Source organism: Streptomyces sp. NPDC085524 (assembly GCF_044541755.1).
Taxonomy (GTDB): Bacteria; Actinomycetota; Actinomycetes; order Streptomycetales; family Streptomycetaceae; genus Streptomyces.
In genome coordinates, this window is the sequence record NZ_JBITTH010000007.1 from 120,638 (window position 1) to 141,809 (window position 21,172).

The window sequence follows — 21,172 nt, forward strand, 5'->3', positions numbered from 1 at the left end:
TAAGGGATAAAACGAACCCTCGCCGCGGTGGAAACGGAAGGGCCCCGGCCGTGCGAACACGGCCGGGGCCCACCTCACGAGGTACTACTTCATGAACTTCTTGAACTCGTCCGGGAGGTCGAAGTCCTGCCCCGGCCGGCCACCCGTGGGAAGGCCGAAGGGGTTGCCGCCGGCCGCGGGCTCGATCGCCTGCGCGCCCTGCTCGCGGCGGGCCGCCGCGGCGGCCTCCTCTTCCCGGCGCTTCATCGGGTTGCCGCTCTTGCGCTTGCCCTTGGCCTGCTTGACCTGCTTCTTCTGCCGGCCGGGGCCGCCGCCCATCCCGGGGATGCCGGGCATGCCCGGCATGCCGCCGCCCTGGGCCATGCGGGACATCATCTTGCGGGCGTCGAAGAACCGCTCGACCAGCGACTTGACGGCGCTGACCTCGGTGCCGGAGCCCTTGGCGATACGGGCGCGGCGCGAGCCGTTGATGATCGTCGGGTCCTGGCGCTCGGCCGGGGTCATCGACTTGATGATCGCGGCGGTGCGGTCCACGTCCCGCTCGTCGATGTTGTTGATCTGGTCCTTGATCTGCCCCATGCCGGGGAGCATCCCGAGGAGCTTCGAGATGGAGCCCATCTTGCGGACCTGCTCCATCTGGGCCAGGAAGTCGTCGAGCGTGAACTCCTTCGGGCCCTTGGCGAGCTTGGCCGCCATCTTCTCGGCCTCGGCCTGCGAGAAGGTCTTCTCGGCCTGCTCGATGAGGGTGAGCATGTCACCCATGTCGAGGATCCGGCCCGCCATGCGGTCCGGGTGGAAGGCGTCGAACTCGTCGAGCTTCTCGCCGTTCGAGGCGAACATGATCTGCTTGCCGGTGACGTGCGCGATGGAGAGCGCGGCACCACCGCGGGCGTCGCCGTCGAGCTTCGAGAGCACCACGCCGTCGAAGCCGACGCCGTCGCGGAAGGCCTCGGCGGTGTTGACCGCGTCCTGGCCGATCATGGCGTCGACGACGAACAGGATCTCGTCGGGCGAGACCGCGTCGCGGATGTCCGCGGCCTGCTGCATCAGCTCCTGGTCGATGCCGAGGCGGCCGGCGGTGTCGACGATCACGATGTCGTGCTGCTTGGTGCGCGCGTACTCGACGGAGTCCTTGGCCACCTGGACCGGGTCGCCGATGCCGTTGCCGGGCTGGGGACCGTAGAACGCCACCCCGGCACGGTCGGCGACGACCGAGAGCTGGTTGACGGCGTTGGGGCGCTGGAGGTCGCACGCGACGAGGAGCGGGGTGTGGCCCTGCCCCTTCAGCCAGAGGCCGAGCTTTCCGGCGAGGGTGGTCTTACCGGCACCCTGGAGACCGGCCAGCATGATCACGGTGGGCGCGGTCTTGGCGAAGCGGAGCCGCCGGGTCTCGCCGCCGAGGATCGTGACGAGCTCGTCGTTGACGATCTTCAGGACCTGCTGGCCGGGGTTCAGCGCCTTGCTGACCTCTTCGCCGCGGGCGCGTTCCTTGACGTTCGCGATGAAGGAGCGGACGACCGGGAGGGCGACGTCGGCCTCGAGGAGGGCGATACGGATTTCCCGGGCCGCGGAGTCGATGTCAGCCTCGGACAGCCGGCCTTTGCCGCGCAGGCCCTTGAAGGTATTCGCCAAGCGGTCGGAGAGCGTATCGAACACGGTGGTCGCGATTCCTCGGGTCGGGGGCGGTGTGGTGTCCCCCAGGGTATCGGGCCGTGCCAAGTGGTGGGCCCGGCGGTACGTACCCGGGGCCGGGCGGAGCGTCCCGAAGCGGCCGCTACCGCCTGCCCGGCGGGGCCGAAGACCCGGGGCTCCGCCCCGGACCCCCGGACCGCGCAGCGGCCCCCGCACCTACGCCAGGGCCGACTCCACCAACCCGGCCAGGGCGGTCGCGTCCTCCGCGTCCAGGGGTTTGCCCTCGGGCGTGGTGACGTAGAGGGTGTCCACGGCGTTCGCACCCAGCGTCGACACGTGCGCACTGCGCACCCGCACCCCGCGGGACTCCAGCGCCCGGCCGATCCTGTGCAGCAGCCCCACCGCGTCCGGCGCGCGGACCTCCAGGACGGTGGCCAGCGAGGAGACGTCCGCGACGACGGTGACCCGCGGCGGCGGGGGCACGACCCCGCGCCGGCGCGGATACGCCGCCTCGCGGTCGGCCAGCTTCGCCGGGACGTCCAGCGAGCCGTCCAGCGCGCGCACCAGATCGGTCCGCAGCCGGGCCGCCTGCGGAAGCGCGCCGTACTCGGCCGACACCCGCCACCGCAGCACCAGGACCTCGCCCAGTCGGTCCGGGAGCTCCGTGGAGCGCAGGTCGGCCGCCCGGACCGTGAGCCGGTGCAGGGCCAGCACCCCGGCGACGGCGGGCAGGACCCCCGGCTGGTCGGGGACGGCCACGACCAGTTCCACGCCGACCATGTCCTCCTCGTGCCGGGCCTGGAGCGCCAGCACCGGCTCCCCCGTGCGCAGGGCCTCCACCGCGAGGCGTTCCTGTTCCGCGGTCGGGATCTCCGGCTCCCCCGCCTCCGGGGCGGTGCCGCGCAGGACGGCGGCGGCCCGGGCGACGAGGTCGGCCACGAGGGAGCCGCGCCAGGCGCTCCACGCGGCCGGGCCGGTGGCGAGGGCGTCGGCCTCGGTGAGGGCGTGCAGTATCTCCAGCGTGCCCACCGACCCGACGGCCTCGGCGACCGTGCGGACGGTCGCGGGGTCGTCCAGGTCCCGCCGGGTCGCGGTGTCGATCAGCAGCAGGTGGTGGCGTACGAGCGTGCCGAGGACGGCGGTGTCCCGCTCGTCGAAGCCGACCCGGGCGGCGACGTCGCGGGCGATGGTCTCGCCGGCCACCGAGTGGTCCCCGGGCCAGCCCTTGCCGATGTCGTGCAGGAGGGCGGCCATGAGGAGCAGGTCCGGCCGGCCGACCCGGCGGGTGAGGGCGGAGGCGCGCACCGCCGTCTCGATGAGGTGCCTGTCCACCGTCCAGGTGTGGACGGGGTTGCGCTGGGGGCGGCAGCGCACCCGCTCCCAGTCGGGCAGCAGCCGGCCGATCAGGCCTTCCGCCTCCAGGGCCTCCCAGACGGCCACGGTCGGCTCCCCCGCGCCCAGCAGCGTCACCAGTTGCTCGCGGGCCTCGGCCGGCCACGGCACGGGGAGCGGTTTCGCCTGCGCGGCGAGCCGTCGTACGGCGTGCGGCGAGACGGGAAGGCCCGCCTGGGCGGCGGCCGCGGCGAAGCGGAGCGGCAGCACCGGGTCGCGGTCGGGGCGCGCGGCCAGGGCCAGCACGGCCTCGCCGTCGGACTCCACGACCCCGTCGGCCAGCGGTGCCCGCGCGGCGGCCGGGGCGCCCCGGGTGCCGAGCAGCCCGCGGAGCCTGGGGCGGGCGGAGCGTGCCCGCAGCACCCGGCCGACCTCGCGCCAGGTCACGTCCCCGGCGTACGAGACCACGCGCGCGGCCTCGTACACCTCGCGCAGCAGCGCGTCGGCGTCGAGCAGCCCGAGCTGCGCCGCGACCTGGTCCTGTTCCTGCAGGGAGAGCCGGTCGGTGGCGCGGCCGGTGACGAGGTGGAGGGCGTCGCGGGCGTCGAGGAGCCTGCGGCGGGCCTGGGCGAGGCCCTCGCGCGGGGCGTCGGCCAGCCAGGACGCGGCGACGGCCCGCAGGGCGGTGATGTCGCGCAGGCCGCCGCGGGCCTCCTTGAGGTCGGGTTCGAGGAGGAAGCGCAGCTCACCGGAGCGCTCGGCCCGGTCGCGGCACAGGGTGTGCAGCTGCGGGAGCCGCTTGGCGGCCTGGTTGCGCCAGTCGGCCAGGACGGAGGTGCGCAGGCCGGCGAGGAGCCCCGCGTCGCCCGCGACGGAGCGGGCGTCGAGCAGCCCGAGGTGCACCTTGAGGTCCTCGGCGGCGGTCTTGCGGGCCTCGGCGGGGGTCCGTACGGAGTGGTCGAGGGCGAGGCCGAGGTCCCACACGGGGTACCAGAGCCGGTCGGCGAGCGCGCCCAGCGCCCGCGGTTCGGCCTTGCCGTCGTGCAGCAGCACCAGGTCGAGGTCGCTGCGCGGGGAGAGTTCGGCCCTGCCGTAGCCGCCGACGGCCACCAGGGCGGCACCCCGGACGCCCGTCTCCCGTGCGGCGGCCGTGAACAGGGAGGTCAGCCATTCGTCGGTCAGCCCGGCCAGTGCGGAACGCCGCGAGGGCCCGGACCGCGACTCCTCCTGGAGGAGTCGCAGCCGGGCCGCGGCATATCCGCCGGCTCCCGGGTCGGCCGTGTGGTCCGTGGGTTCTTCGACACTCGTCACCCGGGAGCTCCCGTCGTCTAGAGGGCGTCGGCGCCGCGCTCGCCGGTGCGGACCCGTACGACCGAGTCCACGGGGACGCTCCACACCTTGCCGTCGCCGATCTTGCCGGTGGCGGCCGCGCTCACGATGACGCGGATCAGCTCCTCGGCGTCGGAGTCGTCGACCAGCACCTCGATGCGGATCTTGGGTACCAGGTCGACCTGGTACTCGGCGCCGCGGTAGACCTCGGTGTGGCCGCGCTGGCGGCCGTAGCCGCTGGCCTCGGTGACCGTGAGGCCCTGGACTCCGAAGGTCTGGAGGGCTTCCTTGATCTCGTCCAGCTTGTGCGGCTTGACGATCGCGGTGATCAGCTTCATGCGTCGACCTTCTTGTTCACGGCGGAGTGGGTGGGGGCGGCGGTGTTGCGCGAGGCTGCGCCGCCGCCGGCTCCGCTGAAGTCGTAGGCGGTCTCGGCGTGTTCGATCTGGTCGATGCCGGCGACCTCGTCGTCCTCGCTGACCCGCATCCCGAGGGTCTTGTCGAGGAGGAAGGCGAGCAGCGCGGACGCCACCAGAGAGTAGGCGAGGACGGAGAAGACCCCGATGGCCTGCTTGCCGAGCTGTTCGAGGCCGCCGCCGTAGAAGAGGCCGGCCGCGTCGGACTGGACCCCGCCGGTGGCGAAGAAGCCCACGAGGAGGGAGCCGACGACACCGCCGACGAGGTGGACGCCGACCACGTCGAGGGAGTCGTCGTAGCCGAACTTGTACTTGAGTCCGACGGCCATGGCACACAGCAGGCCGGCGATGGCGCCGATGGCGATCGCGCCGAGCGGGGAGCAGGAGCCGCCGGAGGGGGTGATGGCGACGAGGCCCGCGACCGCGCCGGAGGCGGCGCCGAGGGTGGTGAAGGAGCCGTGGCGCAGCTTCTCGTAGCCGAGCCAGGCGAGCATGGCGGCGGCGGTGGCGACCTGGGTGTTCACGAACATGACCGCGCCCACGCCGTCGTCGTTGCCGAGCCAGGAACCGGCGTTGAAGCCGAACCAGCCGAACCACAGCAGGCCGGCGCCGAGCATCACGAGCGGCAGGCTGTGCGGGCGCATCGGGTCCTTCTTGAAGCCGACGCGCTTGCCGATGACGAGGATCACGCCGAGGGCTGCGGCGCCGGCGTTGATGTGGACGGCGGTGCCGCCCGCGAAGTCGATGACGCCGAGCTCGAAGAGCCAGCCGCCCGCGCCCCACACCCAGTGGGCGACGGGGAAGTACACGACGGTGACCCACAGGGCCGTGAACAGGGCCCAGGCGCTGAACTTCACGCGGTCGGCGAGCGCGCCGCTGATCAGGGCCGGGGTGATCACGGCGAACATCAGCTGGAAGACGGCGAAGACGTAGACGGGGATGGTGTACCCGTCCCACAGCTCGGTGATCCCGATGCCGCTGAGGCCGAGGTAGTCGGAGTTCCAGCCGATGAGGGAGCCGGAGTCGGTGCCGAAGGCGAGGCTGAAGCCGTAGAGCACCCAGAGGATCGTGACGATCCCGAGGCTGATGAAGCTCATCATCAGCATGTTGAGGCTGCTCTTGACGCGGACCATGCCTCCGTAGAAGAAGGCGAGTCCCGGGGTCATCAGCATGACCAGGGCGGAGCAGATGAGCATGAACCCGGTGTTCGCGGCAGACAGCGTGGGGGCGTCTGCCGCGAGGGTCGTGATGGCTGATGCCATCGGCGTCTCCTCGTCGTCGGTACGTTCGCGTGCGGGCGATCGTGAAAACCTGAGCGGCGGCGTATGGGAACTGGCCGGTTATTGGCCATGAGATTCGCGCAGGCCGGTTTCCGGCGGCGCCGCTCGGTGTTTCGCTCCGATGACGAAGAGGTCGGGCGTGTTACGCGTCCATGAACTGGTCGGTGCTTCAACCGGCCGCGGCAGTGACCCGGACGTCCTGGCTGGGGGAGCCTGATCGGGCTTCACGGGGTGACTGCCGCGGCCGGGGCCTTGGGGGGCGGCCGCTGGGGCCGTCAGACGGCCTCCGCCGCTTCGGGGAGGCGCGAGGCGAGGTGGTCGGTGAGCCGGACGATCTCGGCGACGTCCCCGTACTCACGGGCGGCGGTGTCGACGGTCTTGCGCAGCCGGGTGTTCACCCGTTCGGACCGGACCTTTCCCGCCACGACCAGGGCCCGGTCGACCAGGACCGCGGCCTGCTCGGGCTCACGCTGGAGCAGGTGCACGGTGGCCATGCCGATGAGGTTGAGTGCGTAGGAGCGCTGGTGCTCCTGGTCCTTCTCGAAGAGTTCGACGGCCCGCTCCATGACGGGTTCGGCGAGGGAGGCGTACATGGGGCTGCGCCCGGCGACGTAGGCCAGGTCGCGGTACGAGTGGGAGTTCTCGCCGTTGAGCTCGGCCTCGGAGAAGAAGCGGATCCAGTCGGGCTCGGGCTCGCCGCCCGCGAAGCCGACGTCGCCGAAGGTGTCCTCGGCCATCCGCACGGCCCGCTTGCAGCGGCTGGGCTGGCCCATGTTGGCGTAGGCGCGGGCCTCCATCGCATACAGCATGGCCTGGGTGCGCGGGCCGGCGCAGTCTCGGCTGCCGTACTGCGCGAGGTGGATGAGTTCCAGGGCGTCCTCGGGGCGGCCCAGGTGGATCATCTGGCGGCTCATGCCGGAGAGGATGTACGAGCCCAGCGGCTTGTCCCCGGCCTCCTTCGCGGCGTGCAGCGCGAGGACGAAGTACTTCTGGGCGGTGGGGTGCAGGCCGATGTCGTAGCTCATCCATCCGGCCAGCTCGGCGAGTTCCGCGGCGACCTTGAAGAGCCGCTTCATGACGGGCGCCGGGTGGTTCTCCTGGAGCAGGTCGGTGACCTCGTGCAGCTGGCCGACGACGGCCTTGCGGCGCAGTCCGCCGCCGCACTGGGCGTCCCACTGGCGGAACATGACGGTGGTCGCGTCGAGCAGGTCGAGTTCCGGTTCCGAGAGCCGGGGCGGGCGGTGGCCGCCGGGTGCGCCCGCCGGCCCCGCTTCCCGCGATCCCGGGTCGGCGGCCGGGACCGGGACGAGCCAGCGCTGCATGGGCTCGATGAGGGCGGGGCCGGCGGAGAGGGCGAGCGAGGTCCCGAGGAAGCCGCGGCGGGCCAGCATCAGGTCGCTGCGCGAGAACTCGCCGAGCAGTTCGACGGTCTGCGGGCCGGCCCAGGGCAGGTCGACCCCGGAGACGGAGGGGGTCTGGTGCGCGGTGCGCAGGCCGAGCTGCTCGATGGCGACGACGGAGCCGAAGCGCTCGGAGAACAGCTCGGAGAGGATCCTCGGGACGGGCTCGCGGGGCTGTTCACCGTCGAGCCAGCGGCGCACCCGGGAGGTGTCCGTGCTGATGTGGTGCGCGCCCATCTGGCGGGCCCGCCGGTTGACCTGGCGGGCGAGCTCGCCCTTGGACCAACCGCTGCGGACGAACCACGACGTCAGCTGTTCGTTGCGCGCGGCAGCGTCGTCCGTCGTTCCGCTTGCGCTGTTGCCGCTCACTGGAACGCCCCCATCCGCTCAGCATCTTCCACACGAAACCCTGGCCGTGGCGCCGGGCGCCATCACGGACCTTCACAGGTCCTCCACACATTGCCTCCGGCATACCCACGGATGGGTGCGCCTTCGGGGTTCGTGCACTGAAAGTAATCCTACGATCACCCCTTCGGCGAGGTCGATTCCAGAAACGCCACCATTCGCCACCCCTTCGAATGAACTCGCCACCGGCCAGGCACGATTCACTTGACACGAGGTGAAAACGGTCCGGTTGGACTGGAGTGCGCTCAGGGCGCGCGCGGCGAGGAGTGCGCCGGGCGGCAGCGGGCCGCACCCCGCGGGAGCAGGTCCCACCGGCCTCGTAACCACCGGCGCGTCCGACCCGTTGGAGGGGGCATGGGCATGGGCTTCACGATCGGCGGCAGCCGCGGCACCAAGGAATTCCGTTCCGGCGCCCGGCGCCGCGGCCGGACCTCCGAGTGCACGGCGGTGGCGGAGTACACGGGACTGTGGGGCTGGGACGTGGTTCCCGGCGCGCGGGCCGCGGCACCCTCCCGCGACTGTTCCTGCGGGGACGCACGGTGCGCGGCTCCCGGGGCGCACCCCCTGCCCTTCGCCCCCACGGTGAAGGCCGGGGCCACCCTGGACGAGGTCACCGAGGCCTGGAGCGAGTATCCGGGTGCGGCGGTGCTGCTCCCGGTGGGCCGCTCCTTCGACGTGATCGAGGTGTCCGGGGAGGCCGGGCGGCGCGCGCTGGTGCGGCTGGAGCGGATGGGGCTGCCGCTCGGCCCGGTGGTCTCGACCCCGGACGGCCGGGCCCAGTTCTTCGTGGCGCCGGGCGCTGCGGCCGAGCTGCCGCAGCTGCTGTACCGGATGGGCTGGGACGACGCCGACCTGGACCTGAGGGCCCTGGGCGAGGGGGCCTTCGTGACGGTCCCGCCCTCGGACCGGGCCGGGCTCGGCCAGGTCGGCTGGCTGCGCCCGCCCGCGCTGGACAACGCCGGCGGCCCGCCGCAGGCCCGGCTCCTGTTGGGCACCCTCGCCTACATCTGCCACCGCTTCCGCGACTAGGGGGTGTCCGGCGGATACGGCGGTGCCCCCGTGTTCCGGTGGAACGCGGGGGCACCGGTGTGCGTGCGGGCCGTACTCAGTCGCCGATCAGGGCGTCCACGAACGCCTCCGGCTCGAAGGGGGCCAGGTCGTCGGCGCCCTCTCCGAGGCCGACGAGCTTGACCGGGACGCCCAGCTCGCGCTGGACGGCGACGACGATGCCGCCCTTGGCGGTGCCGTCGAGCTTGGTCAGCACGATGCCGGTGATGTCCACGACCTCGGCGAAGACCCGGGCCTGGGTCAGGCCGTTCTGGCCGGTGGTGGCGTCCAGGACCAGCAGGATCTCGTCCAGCGGGCCGTGCTTCTCCACGACGCGCTTGACCTTGCCGAGCTCGTCCATGAGGCCGGTCTTGGTGTGCAGCCGGCCCGCGGTGTCGATGAGCACCACGTCGGCGCCCTCGGCGATGCCCTCCTTGACCGCGTCGTAGGCGATCGAGGCCGGGTCGCCGCCCTCGGGGCCGCGCACGGTGCGGGCGCCGACGCGCTCGCCCCAGGTCTGGAGCTGGTCGGCCGCGGCCGCGCGGAAGGTGTCGGCCGCGCCGAGCACCACGCTGCGGCCGTCGGCGACCAGCACCCGGGCGAGCTTGCCGGTGGTGGTGGTCTTGCCGGTGCCGTTGACGCCGACGACCATGATCACGCCGGGGGTGTCCTCGCCGCTCTCCGTCTTCACGGCGCGGTCGAAGTCGGTGCCGACCAGGGTGAGCAGCTCCTCCTTGAGCAGGGCGCGCAGGTCCGCCGGGGTGCGGGTGCCGAGCACCTTGACCCGCTCGCGGAGCCGGTCGACGAGCTCCTGCGTCGGGACGACGCCGACGTCGGCGACGAGCAGGGTCTCCTCGATCTCCTCCCAGGTGTCCTCGTCGAGGTGCTCCCGGGAGAGCAGCGTGAGCAGCCCCTTCCCGAGGGAGTTCTGCGACCGGGCGAGGCGGGCGCGCAGCCGGACGAGGCGGCCCGCGGTGGGCTCGGGCACCTCGATCGCGGGCGCGGCCGGAATCTCGGGCTCGGCGACCGGCACCTCTGCGGGAGCCTCCGCCTCCGCCTCCGGGAGGACGACCTCCTCGATGGTGCGGCGCGGTTCTTCCGCCGTCTCTACGGCGTCCTCCCCCACCTGCGGTTCGGCAGGCGGGGCAGTGATGGTCGGCGTGCTCGGCGGCGCCGGGGGCGGCAGCTGCTTCTTCTTGCGGCTGCTGACCACGAGCCCGCTGATCGCGCCGACCGCGACCAGGGCGATGACTACAGCAAGGATGAGGATGTCCATAACGCGTTCAGTATGCGTGACACCCCGGCCCCGACCCCGTTTCCGCAGGTGGGGCTCGCGGGCCTCGCCCACGGAATCCCCGGAGGGCCGTAAGCCTCCTTTTTGCGCGATCTACTGCAAACGTATGATGATGGGCAAATCCCCCCACCCTTCATGGAGCACCCATGCCTGCCGACGCCCCGAACGGCACTTCCGACGGCGCGATGGAGACGCGCGGCCTGGAGCCCGTCCCGGACGGTGAGCGCAGCGGCAGGGTCCGCGAGCTCGTCCCCACCTGGGTCGCCGCCAACATCAGCGTGCTGCTGCTGACCATGGGCGCCGGGTTGGTGATCTTCAACGGGCTGAACATCTGGCAGGTGCTCGTCGTCGCGGTCGCTGCGCCGGTGCTCTCGTACGGGATCGTCGGCCTGATCTCCATCGCCGGAAAGCGCGGCGGCTCCCCGGGCATGGCCCTGTCGCGGGCCGTGTTCGGGCAGCGCGGCAACCTCTTCCCCGGCGCGCTCATCTGGGTGGCCCGGTGGGGCTGGGAGACCATCAACGCGGTGAGCGGTGCCTACGCCGTCCTGACCGTGCTCGACCTGGTCTTCGGCATCAAGAGCAGCACCACCCTCATCGTCGTCACCTTGCTCTTCTTCGTGGGCTGCACCTTCGTCGTCTCGGGTCTCGGCATCAACGCGCTGCGCGTCTGCTCGAAGTGGTCGACGTACCTGTTCGGGGCCTTCAGCGTGCTCGTGCTCGGCTACCTGGTCGTCGCCACCGACTGGTCCGCGGTGTTCGGCAAGCCCGCGGGCTCCACCGCGATGATGATCGCGGGCATCGGCACCATCGCAGCCGGCGGCATCAGCTGGGTCCCGTCGGGTCCGGACTTCACCCGCTACCTGCCGCGCACGGCCTCCTCCAAGGCCATGGTGGGCGCGACGATCGGCGGCGCCGGCATCGTCGCCCTCCCCATGGTCCTCATGGGCGCGGTGATGGCGGTCGGCACCCCGGACCTGGCCGGAGCCCAGGACCCGGTCTCCTTCATCGGCGCGCTGCTGCCGGCCTGGATCGCGGTCCCGTACCTGCTCATCGCCCTCGTCGGCATGCTGCTGATCAACTCGATGTCCATGTACTCGGCGGGCTTCACCGCGCAGACCCTCGGCATCAGGGTGCCGCGCGCCTGGGCGGTCAGCGTCAACGCCGTCATCAGCCTGGTGTTCGGCTTCCTGCTGATGGTGGTCGCGACCGGCTTCTTCGGCTCCTTCCTCTCCTTCCTCACGCTGCTGGCCGTGGCCTTCTCCGCGTGGATCGGCGTCTTCGGCGTGGACATGCTGCGCCGCAAGAGCTACGACGGCCCCGCACTGCTGGACACCACCCCGGGCAGCGCCTACTGGTACAAGGGCGGCTTCGCCTGGCAGGCGATGACCGCGTGGGCCGCGGCCCTGGCCGTGGGGCTGCTGTTCACCGAGGTGGACTGGTTCAGCGGGCCCCTCGCAGGCACGTGGACCGGCCGGAACGGGCTCGGCTGGGCGGTCGGCATCCTCACCTCGGGGCTGCTGTACGCCGCGCTGCCGCGCACTCCCGATCCGGCCGCGCAGGCCCCCGCCGGGGAGCGGGCGCCCGCCGGATCCCTGTCCAACTGACGCCGCGTCAGCTAACGTCCCCCTTCGCCCGCCCACCCACATCCGGCGAAGGGGGACTTCTCCATGCCCATCACCGTGGCCCGGTTCAACCTCGTCGACCCGAACGGCACCCCGGAGTCCCTCTCCGCCCGCTACAAGGCGGCACTGGAGATGGCCCGGTACGCCGACGACCTCGGGATCGACACCATCCAGACCGAGGAGCACCACGGCACCGGCAACAACTGGCTGCCCTCGCCCTTCGCCTTCGCGGGCGCGGTGTTCGGCGCCACCCGCCGGATCGCCGTCACCGTCTCGGCGATCATCGGGCCGCTGTACGACCCGCTGAAGGTGGCCGAGGACATCGCCGTGCTGGACCTGCTGAGCGGCGGCCGCCTCGTCACCGTCGCGGGGATCGGCTACCGGCCCGAGGAGTACGAGCAGCACGGCGTGGAGTGGGGCCGGCGCGGGAAGCTCCAGGACGAGCTGCTGGAGACCCTGCTGAAGGCGTGGACCGGCGAGCCCTTCGAGTTCCGCGGCCGCACGGTCCGGGTCACCCCGAGGCCGTTCACCCAGCCGCACCCGATGCTGCTGGTCGGCGGGAGCTCGGAGGCCGCGGCCCGGCGCGCGGCCAGGCTGGGGCTGCCGTTCTTCCCCAGCGCGCACCTGCCGGAGCTGGAGGCGTACTACAACGCGAAACTCGCCGAGTACGGCACGGAGGGCTTCTGCATGATGCCCGCGGCCGAGACCCCGCTGCTGCACATCGCGGAGGACCCGGACCGGGTGTGGGCCGAGCACGGCGAGCGCTTCCTGCACGAGGCGGGCACGTACGCCTCGTGGCAGTCCAAGGACATCCGCAGCGCCGTTCGGTCGGGCGCGCGCACGGTGGAGGAGCTGCGGGCGGAGGGCGTGTACCGGATCCTCACCCCGGACGAGGCGGTCGCGTACGCCCGGGGAGCCGGCGAGGCCGGGAACCTGGTGCTGCACCCGCTGTGCGGCGGGATGCCGGTCGACGAGGGCTGGCGCAGCCTGCACCTGCTGTGCGAACAGGTACTGCCCCGGCTCAAGGGCTGAGCCGGGGCAGTATCGAGGAGAAGGGGCGTTGGCGGGGGATGGTTACCCCATCTCCTCCAGCGCCTTGCCCTTGGTCTCCGGCACCCATTTGAGGATGAAGGGGATCGAGAGCAGGGCGAAGCCGGTGTAGATCATGTAGGCGCCGGACAGGTTCCAGTCCGAGAGCGTCGGGAACGAGACGGTGATGACCCAGTTGGCGATCCACTGGGCGGCGGCCGCGACGCCGAGGGCCGCGGCCCGGATGTGGCCCGGGAACATCTCGCCGAGCAGCACCCAGACCACCACGCCCCAGGACAGGGCGAAGAAGAGGACGAAGCAGTTGGCCGCGACCAGGGCCACGATGCCCTGCGTGTGCGGCAGGGAGATGTCGTCGCCGGTACCGGACTTGAACGAGAACGCCCACGCGGCCAGGCCCAGCGAGACCGCCATGCCGGCCGAGCCGATGAGGGCCAGCGGCTTGCGGCCGATGCGGTCCACGAGCGCCATCGCGATGACCGTACCGACGATGTTCACCACGGAGGTCTCGAAGGAGTACAGGAACGAGTCGCTCGGGTCGATGCCGACGGACTGCCACAGCAGGGAGCTGTAGTAGAAGATCACGTTGATGCCGACGAGCTGCTGGAAGACGGACAGGCCGATGCCGACCCAGACGATGGGCAGGAAGCCGAACCGGCCGCCGAGCAGGTCCTTGAAGGTGGACTTCTGCTCGGACCGCATGGCGTGCTCGATCTCGGCGATGCGCCCGTCGAGGTCGATGCGCTTGCCCTCCACCTCGGTGAGCACCTTCCTGGCCTCGGCGTTGCGGCCGACGGAGACGAGGTAGCGCGGGGATTCGGGGATCACGAAGGACAGCAGCCCGTAGACGACGGCCGGGACGACCATCACGCCGAGCATCCACTGCCAGGCCTCCAGGCCGGCGATGTCGCCGCGCTGCTCGCCGTCGGCGAGGTTGAGGATGCCCCAGTTGACGAGCTGGGAGACGGCGATGCCGATGACGATGGCGGCCTGCTGGAAGGAGGCGAGCCGGCCGCGGTAGGCGGGCGGGGACACCTCGGCGATGTAGGCGGGGCCGATGACGGAGGCCATGCCGATCCCGAAGCCGCCGATCACGCGCCACATGGCGAGGTCCCAGAGGGCGAACGGGAGGGCCGATCCGATGGCGCTCGCCGTGAAGAGGACCGAGGCGATCTGCATGCAGCGGATACGGCCGATCCGGTCTGCGATGCGGCCGGCCGTGGCGGCGCCGAGGGCGCAGCCGATCAGCGCGGCGGCGATCACCTGGGCGAGCGCCTCGGAGCCGACGTCGAAGCGTTCCCGGATGGCGACGACGGCGCCGTTGATGACGGAGCTGTCGTAGCCGAAGAGGAAACCGCCCATCGCCGCGGCGGCGGCGATGAAGATGACGCGGCCGAGGTGTTCGGGCCGCTGCGCGGCCGGTCCACCCGACTCCGATTCCTGCGCTGTGCTGGTCAAGGTGTGCTCCGTGGGGGTTTTGTCCGTTCTCCTAAGTGGCGCACAGTTCAAGATCGAGCACCACCCGAAGGCGGGAGACAGCGGAGCGAGCTTATGTGTTCAATTCCTGAAGTCAATACCCGGGGTTGGGTGCAAGCGGGCGCGACCCCATGGGGGCGAGGTTCATTTCTTGAATGGAACGGCTTTCAGCGGAGCCGCTGACTGATGACCTTGGAGACCCCGTCGCCCTGCATCGAGACGCCGTAGAGCGCGTCGGCGACCTCCATCGTCCGCTTCTGATGGGTGATCACGATCAGCTGCGAGCTCTCCTGGAGCTCCTCCATGATCCGGATCAGCCGCTGCAGATTGGTGTCGTCCAGCGCGGCCTCCACCTCGTCCATCACGTAGAACGGGCTGGGCCGCGCCTTGAAGATGGAGACCAGCAGGGCCACGGCCGTCAGCGAGCGCTCGCCGCCCGAGAGCAGCGACAGCCGCTTGACCTTCTTGCCCGGCGGACGGGCCTCCACGTCGACACCGGTGGCCAGCATGTTGTCGGGGTCCGTGAGGATCAGCCGGCCCTCGCCGCCGGGGAACAGCCGCGAGAACACCCCCTCGAACTCCCGGGCCGTGTCGTGGTACGCCTCGGTGAACACCTGCTCGACCCGCGCATCGACCTCCTTCACCACTTGAAGGAGATCGGCCCGGGTCTTGCGCAGGTCCTCCAGCTGGGTGCTGAGGAACTGGTGCCGCTCCTCCAGCGCAGCGAACTCCTCCAGCGCGAGCGGGTTGACCTTGCCGAGCTGCTGGTAGGCACGCTCGGCCGCCTTGAGCCGCTTCTCCTGCTGCGCCCGTACGAAGGGGCCGGGCCGGTTGCGGGGGTGTTCCGGATCCTCCGGCAGCTCCTCGCCGTCGGCGGGCGGGGACGGGGGCACCGGCTGGTCCGGCCCGTACTCGGCGACGAGTCCGGCGGTCTCGATGCCGAACTCCTCCAGCGCCCTGCCTTCCAGCGCCTCGATGCGCAGCCGCTTCTCGGCGCCGAGCACCTCGCCGCGGTGCACGGAGTCGGTGAGCTTGTCGAGTTCGCCCTTGAGCTCCCGGCCGTGGTTGCGGGCGTCGGCCAGCTCCCGCTCCCGCAGGCCCTTGGCGTGTTCGGCCGCGGTGCGCTCCTCCTCGGCCCGGCGCAGCGACACCTCCACGTGGGCGAGCAGCTGCCGGGAGCCGTCGGCGACGGCCCGGGCCACCCGTGCCTCGTACGCGAGGCGGGCGCGGCGCCGCTCGGCGCGCGCCCGGGCCTCGTCCTCGGCCCTGGCGGCGCGGTCGAGCGAATCGGCCCGCCCGGCCAGCCCCTTGACCCGCTCTTCATGGGTCCTGAGCTGGAGCCGGGCCTCCATCTCGGTCTGCCGGGCGTTGGCCCCGTCGGCGGCGAGCCGGTCCCGCCGGGAGGTGTCCGGCTCTTCCTCGACCGGGATCTCCTCGGCGCTGGCGAGCCGTTCGGCGCACTCGTCCACCTCGGCGAGCGCCTGCTCCAGCGCGTCCTGCGCCTTGGCGGCGGCGGTGACGGCGCGTTCGGCTTCGCCCGCGGCGCCCTTCGCCTGGCCGGCGAGACGGCCGAGCTGCTGCGCGACCCCGGCGCGGGCCTGTTCGGCGGCCCGCCGCCGCTGGGCGAGTTCCTCGACCTGGGCGGCCGTGTCCCGGCGGCGCGCCTGGGCGGCCTCGCGGGCCTCGGCGAGCTCCGCGCACCGCGCGTCCAGCCGGGCCAGCTCCTCCGCCGCCTCGTCGACGGCGGCCTGCACCTCGATCAGGCTGGGTGCCCCCGCGGAGCCGCCGTGGGCGAGGTGCGCGCCGAGCACGTCCCCGTCCGCGGTCACCGCCACGGCGTCGGGGTGCCGTGCGAGGAGGGCCTCGGCGTCTTCGAGCGTGCCGACGACGACGTGGTCCCGCAGCACCCACCCGACGGCCCGCCGTACCTCGGCGTCCCCGCCGATCAGCTCCGCGGCGGGCACCGCTCCGCCGAGCAGCCCCGCCGCGGCCGCGACGACTCCCCCGGGCCCCACCACACCGAGGGCCGCACCCCCGCCGCCGGCCGGCACCGCCGGGGCCACGGCTTCGCCGCCGGGGCTCCGCCCCGGACCCCGCTCCTCAAACGCCGGAGGGGCTGGATGGTGCCCGGCGGCTTCAGCCGTGGGCCCGGGCAGAGCCCGGTTGCGGGAAGGGGCGGGGTGGGGGAAAGAACCCTCCGCCCCGGCCGACGGCTGGTCGGGGCCCGAGCCCTGGCCCGGCAGGGCAGCCGGGGCAACGGCCCCAGGGACCCCGCCCTGCCCCGGAAGGGCAACCACGGCGGCAGCCGAAGGAGACCCCGGCACGCCCGAAAGGGCAGGCGCGGCAGCCGACGGGGGCCCCGGCCGGCCCGGGGGCGGGGTGATCAGGAGGGTCGCGCGGCCCGCGTCCGCCTCGCGCAGGTGCCGGATGGCCCCGGCCGCCGCCCCCGGCGAGGCCACCGCCAGCGCATCCGCCGCCGAGCCCAGCGCAGCGGCCACCGCTGCTTCGTGGCCCGGGGTCACCGAGATCCGCTCGGCGACCGGGCCCAGCAGCCCGGCCAGCCGCTCGCGCGCCGCGAGCAGCGCGCCCGTACCGTCCTTGCGGCGCAGCCCCAGCGCCAGCGCATCGCGGCGCGCCGACACCGCCGCGCGCGAACGTTCCGCCTCGGACAGGGCGTCCCGCGCGGCGGACAGCCCCGCCTCCGCGGCCGTCAGCTCCGCCCGGGCCGCCTCGTGCTCGGCGTCCAGCGACGGTTCGTCGAGCCCGCCGACCTCCTCGGCCAGCGCCTCGTACTCGGCCTGCGCCTCACCCGCCCGGCGCTCCGCCTCGTCGCGCGCCGCGACCAGCCGGTCGATCTCGGCCTGCGCCGCCCCCGCCCGGGAGCGCGCGGCGCCGAGCCGGCCCGTCAGCCGGGCCAGCCCCTCGCGCCGGTCCGCGATGGCCCGGGCCGCGTCCCGCAGCCGCCGTTCCTCGTCGGCCAGGGCCCGCTCCAGCTCGCCGCGGTGCTCGGCGGTGTCCTCCAGCGCACGCGAGGCCGCCTCCAGAGCCGCCGTCAGCTCCGCCTCCTGCTCGCGGATCCGCGCGGCCTCCCGCCGCATGTCCTCCGGGTCGCGGCCGCGCCGCTCCTCCTCGGCCGGAGCCGTCGCGCTCTTGACCCGGGCATCGGCGAGGGACGCGGTCCCCCGCACCCGCTCGGCCAATTGGGACAGCTCGTACCAGGTCTGCTGGGCCCGCTGGACCCGCGGGGCCAGCTCCCGTACCGCCGCCTCCAGTTCGGCCTCCCGGCGCAGCGCGTCCGCGAGCTGCGCCTCGGCGGCCTCCTTGCGCTCCTTCAGGGCAGCCTCGTCGGCGAGCTCCTCGTCGAGCGCGCGCCGCAGCGTGACCAGGTCGTCGGCGAGCAGCCGGAGCCGGGCGTCGCGCAGGTCGGCCTGGATCACGGCCGCCCGCCGGGCCACGGCCGCCTGCCGCCCCAGGGGCTTGAGCTGGCGCCGCAGCTCGTCGCCCAGGTCCTGTACGCGCGCGAGGTTGGCCTGCATCGCGTCCAGCTTCCGCAGCGCCTTCTCCTTGCGCTTGCGGTGCTTGAGGACTCCGGCCGCCTCCTCGATGAAGGCGCGGCGGCCCATGGGGTCGGCGTGCAGCACGGAGTCCAGCTGCCCCTGGCCGACGATGACGTGCATCTCCCGGCCGATTCCGGAGTCGGAGAGCAGCTCCTGGATGTCGAGCAGGCGGCAGGTGTCACCGTTGATCTGGTACTCGCTGCTGCCGCCGCGGAACATGATCCGGGTGATGGTGACTTCGGCGTAGTCGATGGGCAGCGCGCCGTCGGAGTTGTCGATGGTCAGCGACACCTCGGCGCGCCCGAGGGGCGGCCTGCCGGTGGTGCCGGCGAAGATGACGTCTTCCATCTTCCCGCCGCGCAGGGACTTGGCCCCTTGTTCACCCATGACCCAGGACAGCGCGTCCACCACGTTGGACTTGCCCGAGCCGTTCGGACCCACGACGCACGTGATGCCGGGTTCGAAGCGCAGGGTCGTGGCGGAAGCAAAGGATTTGAAGCCACGCAGGGTCAGGGACTTGAGGTGCACGCCGCCGGACTCTACCTTTCGCTGTCCGTTTCACCCATGAAGGTGCAGGGCACAACTGACGTTAAAGGAATGGCCAGGCCCAGCCCGGAGCGACGCCTCGCGGCGCGGTGCCGAAAGAAAGAAGGGACGCCGGAGCGTCCCTTGCAGATCATGCCGGGCTCGAAGTCGAGCGACGAGTAGCGCGGATCAGGTGAGCGCAGGCTCCGCCTGGGGTACGTCGATGTCGATGCGGTCCAGCAGCGAATCTCCGTCGTGCTGGGCGGCGGCCGCATTCAGCGCGTCATTTTCGGACTGAATCCGTACGAGCTCGGACTCGAGGTCCTGGACGCGCTGCTGAAGCCGTCGCATCTCGGCGAGGAGTCGCGGGTCGGAGCCGCCGACGTAACCGAGAAGCGCCTTTGCCATGATGGATGGTCCTCCACACTGAGTGACCGACCGAAGCGGTGTGGGTCGTGAGGGAATCGCACCCGCGGATGTCCGACAGCGACTGACAGTCACTGCGCTTACTACTGCCAACACTGCCAAACAGCTCAGGTGCGCGGGGCTTCCAGCGTCTCACCAAAAAGTTTGACGGTCAACACGATCACGCCCCGTATCGGCGGGCAGCCCGGCCCGCACAAGGGGCGCGGAGATCATCCTCGTCTCCGAGCCTTCCACCGATCGTGCGCGTCGGCAACGGCTCGGCGATGAACGTGCAGTTCCGAGCGTGTGCGGCCGCTCCACGGGTGTGATCAGTACATGATCAGTCGATCGGTCAACGGATTGCGAAGCTGTCGTAGCCACCGCGCGGTGTGCCCCAGATCTCTGTCACTCCGTCCACCTGCCCGGGCGTGTCGGCGGAGCGCAGCCAGTCGAGCAGCCGGTGGCAATTCTCACGTTGACCCTCGGCCACCACCTGCACTCGCCCGTCGTCGAGGTTGAGCGCGAAGCCGACGACCCCGCCGATCCCCAGAGCGTTCTCCCTGGTGAACCAGCGGAAGCCCACTCCCTGTACACGGCCGCGCACCCAGGCGGTCAGGCGGACATCTTCATTCATGCGTGAACGCTAACCGGGCAGACGATTTTGGAGCACATCGCCCCCCTTGTCCCATGGCGTACAGTCGCGCACCAATGAGCTCACCCGTTCGGGCGAGCAAACACCGATCGTGATCTTACAAGGAAGGCCGACGCCGATGGGACGCCACGCTCTCCCCTCCGCACCGCGCCCCGCCGGCGCACGCCGCACCGCCCTGCGCACCGGCCTGCTGGGTGCGGCCGTGGCCGTGGTCCTCGGCACGGCGGCCGTCACGACCGGCATGGTGCCGGTCGGCGGTTCCTTCCCCTACGTGGGAGTCAGCGCCTCGGGCGACGCCGACAGGACGCAGGCGGTGGCGAAGGCCTCGCCGAGCCCCGACCGGGCGACCCAGCCGCTGGGCGGCCTCGCCCAGCTGCCCGGCCGGGCGCAGACCGAGCGCCCCTCCCCCACCACGAGCCCCTCGACCTCGGCCTCGCCGTCGGCCTCTGCGTCGGCCTCGCCCTCGCCGAGCCCCTCCGCGTCGGCGTCTCCCGCGCCCAGCGCCTCGGCGAGCGCCACGCCGAGCGCCGCGCCCTCCGCCAAACCCGCCGCCAAGCCTTCGGCCAAGCCGGCGCCCGTCACCAAGGCCCCGGAGAAGACCGCCGCCCCGGCGCCGGAGAAGACCGCCGCCCCCGTGCCGGCCGAACCGGCGGACGGGCACTCCGCCGAGGAGGCCGCCGTCCTGGCCCTGGTGAACCAGGAACGCGCCATGGCGGGATGCGGGCCGGTGCGGGCCAACCCGCCGCTGGCGACGATCGCCCAGGCGTTCAGCAAGGACATGGCCACCCGCGGCTTCTTCGACCACACGGACCCCGACGGCCTCGGCCCGTGGGACCGCGCCGCGAAGGCGGGCGTCGGAGGCCTCGGCGGCGAGAACATAGCCCGCGGCCAGGGCGACGCCCAGTCCGTGATGACGGCCTGGATGAACAGCCCGGGCCACAAGGCGAACATCCTGAACTGCGAGTTCCGCACCCTGGGCGTCGGCGCGTACTTCGCCGACGGCGGCCCCTGGTGGACCCAGGACTTCGGCTTCTAGAAGCCGGGGCCCGCCACGGGCCGGGCCGTTCGGCGGGTCAGAGCGCAGCGATGGCCGCGCGGCCCGCCACCACGACGCGGGCGTGCTCGGCGACGCGGCGGCCCAGGTGCTCGGCGGTGGCGATGTCGGCCTTGTGCACGGCGTCCGGGCCCTCGTCCGAGTTCGTCTGCGCGGCGGCACCGGCGAAGACGCCGAGGCGGTTCAGGTCGTTCTCGGAGGCGGTGCTGGAGTTCCAGCCCGGCTTCAGGCCCAGGTTGACCCAGCTCATACCGTGCTGCGCGGCCAGGATCTGGAAGAACTGCAGGGTGTGCAGCTTGTCGCCGCTCTTGGAGGCGGAGTTGGTGAAGCCGGCGGCCACCTTGTCCTGCCAGGCGTCGCCGAACCAGCGCTTCGAGGTGGCCTCGGCGAAGACGTGGAAGGCGCCGGAGGCGGTGCCCATGTAGGTCGGCGATCCGAAGACGATCGCGTCGGACCCGTCGAGCAGCTCCCACTGCGCGTCGTCGATCTCGTCCACCTTGATCAGGTGGACGGTGGCCCCGGCCTCGGCGGCGCCGCTGCGCACGGCCTCGGCCACGACTGCGGTGTGGCCGTAACCAGAGTGGTAGGCGATCGAGACGACGGGGGCGTGCGTGATACCGGACAAGGTGATCTCTCCCTGGGGAAGCGTTCTCGTCGCGCCACGAGGTGCGGTGCGACGAGAAGAAGCAAAGCACTAAC

The 21,172-nt window shown here is 72.3% G+C and carries 15 protein-coding genes; 4 read left to right on the forward strand and 11 right to left on the reverse strand.

The annotated features are described in order from the left end of the window. Nucleotides 1-84 precede the first annotated feature (84 nt). From ffh to ACIGFK_RS12710, 5 genes are all read right to left on the reverse strand, one after another. Nucleotides 85-1,656 carry a signal recognition particle protein gene (ffh, locus tag ACIGFK_RS12690; RefSeq protein ID WP_376658245.1) on the reverse strand — a complete coding sequence of 524 codons (1,572 nt, stop codon included), beginning with the start codon at nucleotides 1,654-1,656 and terminating at the stop codon, nucleotides 85-87. A gap of 192 nt (nucleotides 1,657-1,848) precedes the next feature. Then, nucleotides 1,849-4,275, reverse strand: coding sequence for a [protein-PII] uridylyltransferase (locus tag ACIGFK_RS12695; protein WP_400051485.1), 2,427 nt, complete (start codon nucleotides 4,273-4,275; stop codon nucleotides 1,849-1,851). Between the two features lie 17 nt (nucleotides 4,276-4,292). After that, nucleotides 4,293-4,631, reverse strand: a complete 339-nt coding sequence (locus ACIGFK_RS12700) for a P-II family nitrogen regulator (RefSeq protein WP_030708521.1) — start codon at nucleotides 4,629-4,631, stop codon at nucleotides 4,293-4,295. Beyond that, nucleotides 4,628-5,971 carry an ammonium transporter gene (locus ACIGFK_RS12705; protein ID WP_376658247.1) on the reverse strand — a complete coding sequence of 448 codons (1,344 nt, stop codon included), beginning with the start codon at nucleotides 5,969-5,971 and terminating at the stop codon, nucleotides 4,628-4,630. Before ACIGFK_RS12705 ends, ACIGFK_RS12700 begins: the two co-directional genes overlap by 4 nt. A 293-nt stretch (nucleotides 5,972-6,264) precedes the next feature. After that, nucleotides 6,265-7,758: a hypothetical protein gene (locus ACIGFK_RS12710; RefSeq protein ID WP_376658248.1), complete on the reverse strand. Its 1,494-nt coding sequence runs from the start codon at nucleotides 7,756-7,758 to the stop codon at nucleotides 6,265-6,267. Nucleotides 7,759-8,154: 396 nt separating this feature from the next. Here ACIGFK_RS12710 and ACIGFK_RS12715 point away from each other — a divergent pair, with 396 nt between their 5' ends. Then, a complete protein-coding gene (locus tag ACIGFK_RS12715; protein WP_376658249.1) occupies nucleotides 8,155-8,823 on the forward strand; it encodes a bifunctional DNA primase/polymerase in 669 nt (222 codons plus the stop codon). 76 nt (nucleotides 8,824-8,899) lie between these two features. On the opposite strand, the gene ftsY is transcribed toward ACIGFK_RS12715, so the two are convergent. Beyond that, entirely contained in the window at nucleotides 8,900-10,117 is a 1,218-nt protein-coding gene (gene ftsY, locus ACIGFK_RS12720; RefSeq protein ID WP_376658250.1) for a signal recognition particle-docking protein FtsY, read from the reverse strand. 164 nt (nucleotides 10,118-10,281) lie between these two features. Here ftsY and ACIGFK_RS12725 point away from each other — a divergent pair, with 164 nt between their 5' ends. Next, nucleotides 10,282-11,739 carry a purine-cytosine permease family protein gene (locus ACIGFK_RS12725; protein ID WP_400051488.1) on the forward strand — a complete coding sequence of 486 codons (1,458 nt, stop codon included), beginning with the start codon at nucleotides 10,282-10,284 and terminating at the stop codon, nucleotides 11,737-11,739. A 63-nt stretch (nucleotides 11,740-11,802) separates the two neighbouring features. Next, nucleotides 11,803-12,789 (forward strand): LLM class flavin-dependent oxidoreductase, encoded by a 987-nt coding sequence (locus tag ACIGFK_RS12730; RefSeq protein WP_376658252.1) that lies wholly within the window; start codon nucleotides 11,803-11,805, stop codon nucleotides 12,787-12,789. Nucleotides 12,790-12,831: 42 nt separating this feature from the next. Here the strand turns inward: ACIGFK_RS12730 and ACIGFK_RS12735 are convergent, their stop codons facing one another. From ACIGFK_RS12735 to ACIGFK_RS12750, 4 genes are all read right to left on the reverse strand, one after another. After that, complete coding sequence (locus ACIGFK_RS12735) at nucleotides 12,832-14,262, reverse strand: sugar porter family MFS transporter (RefSeq protein ID WP_376658253.1); 1,431 nt, start codon at nucleotides 14,260-14,262, stop codon at nucleotides 12,832-12,834. A 185-nt stretch (nucleotides 14,263-14,447) separates the two neighbouring features. Beyond that, nucleotides 14,448-18,365 (reverse strand): AAA family ATPase, encoded by a 3,918-nt coding sequence (locus ACIGFK_RS12740; RefSeq protein ID WP_400051491.1) that lies wholly within the window; start codon nucleotides 18,363-18,365, stop codon nucleotides 14,448-14,450. A 186-nt stretch (nucleotides 18,366-18,551) separates the two neighbouring features. Beyond that, a complete protein-coding gene (locus tag ACIGFK_RS12745; protein WP_030708500.1) occupies nucleotides 18,552-18,770 on the reverse strand; it encodes a hypothetical protein in 219 nt (72 codons plus the stop codon). A 349-nt stretch (nucleotides 18,771-19,119) separates the two neighbouring features. Then, nucleotides 19,120-19,401, reverse strand: coding sequence for an acylphosphatase (locus ACIGFK_RS12750; protein WP_376658255.1), 282 nt, complete (start codon nucleotides 19,399-19,401; stop codon nucleotides 19,120-19,122). A gap of 136 nt (nucleotides 19,402-19,537) precedes the next feature. Between ACIGFK_RS12750 and ACIGFK_RS12755 the strand changes: the two genes are divergently transcribed. Continuing rightward, the gene (locus ACIGFK_RS12755) at nucleotides 19,538-20,455 is read left to right on the forward strand and encodes a CAP domain-containing protein (RefSeq protein WP_386464759.1); all 918 of its coding nucleotides are present in this window, start codon (nucleotides 19,538-19,540) and stop codon (nucleotides 20,453-20,455) included. A 37-nt stretch (nucleotides 20,456-20,492) separates the two neighbouring features. Here ACIGFK_RS12755 and ACIGFK_RS12760 read toward each other — a convergent pair whose 3' ends face one another. Then, nucleotides 20,493-21,098, reverse strand: coding sequence for a flavodoxin family protein (locus tag ACIGFK_RS12760; protein WP_376658257.1), 606 nt, complete (start codon nucleotides 21,096-21,098; stop codon nucleotides 20,493-20,495). Nucleotides 21,099-21,172 lie beyond the last annotated feature (74 nt).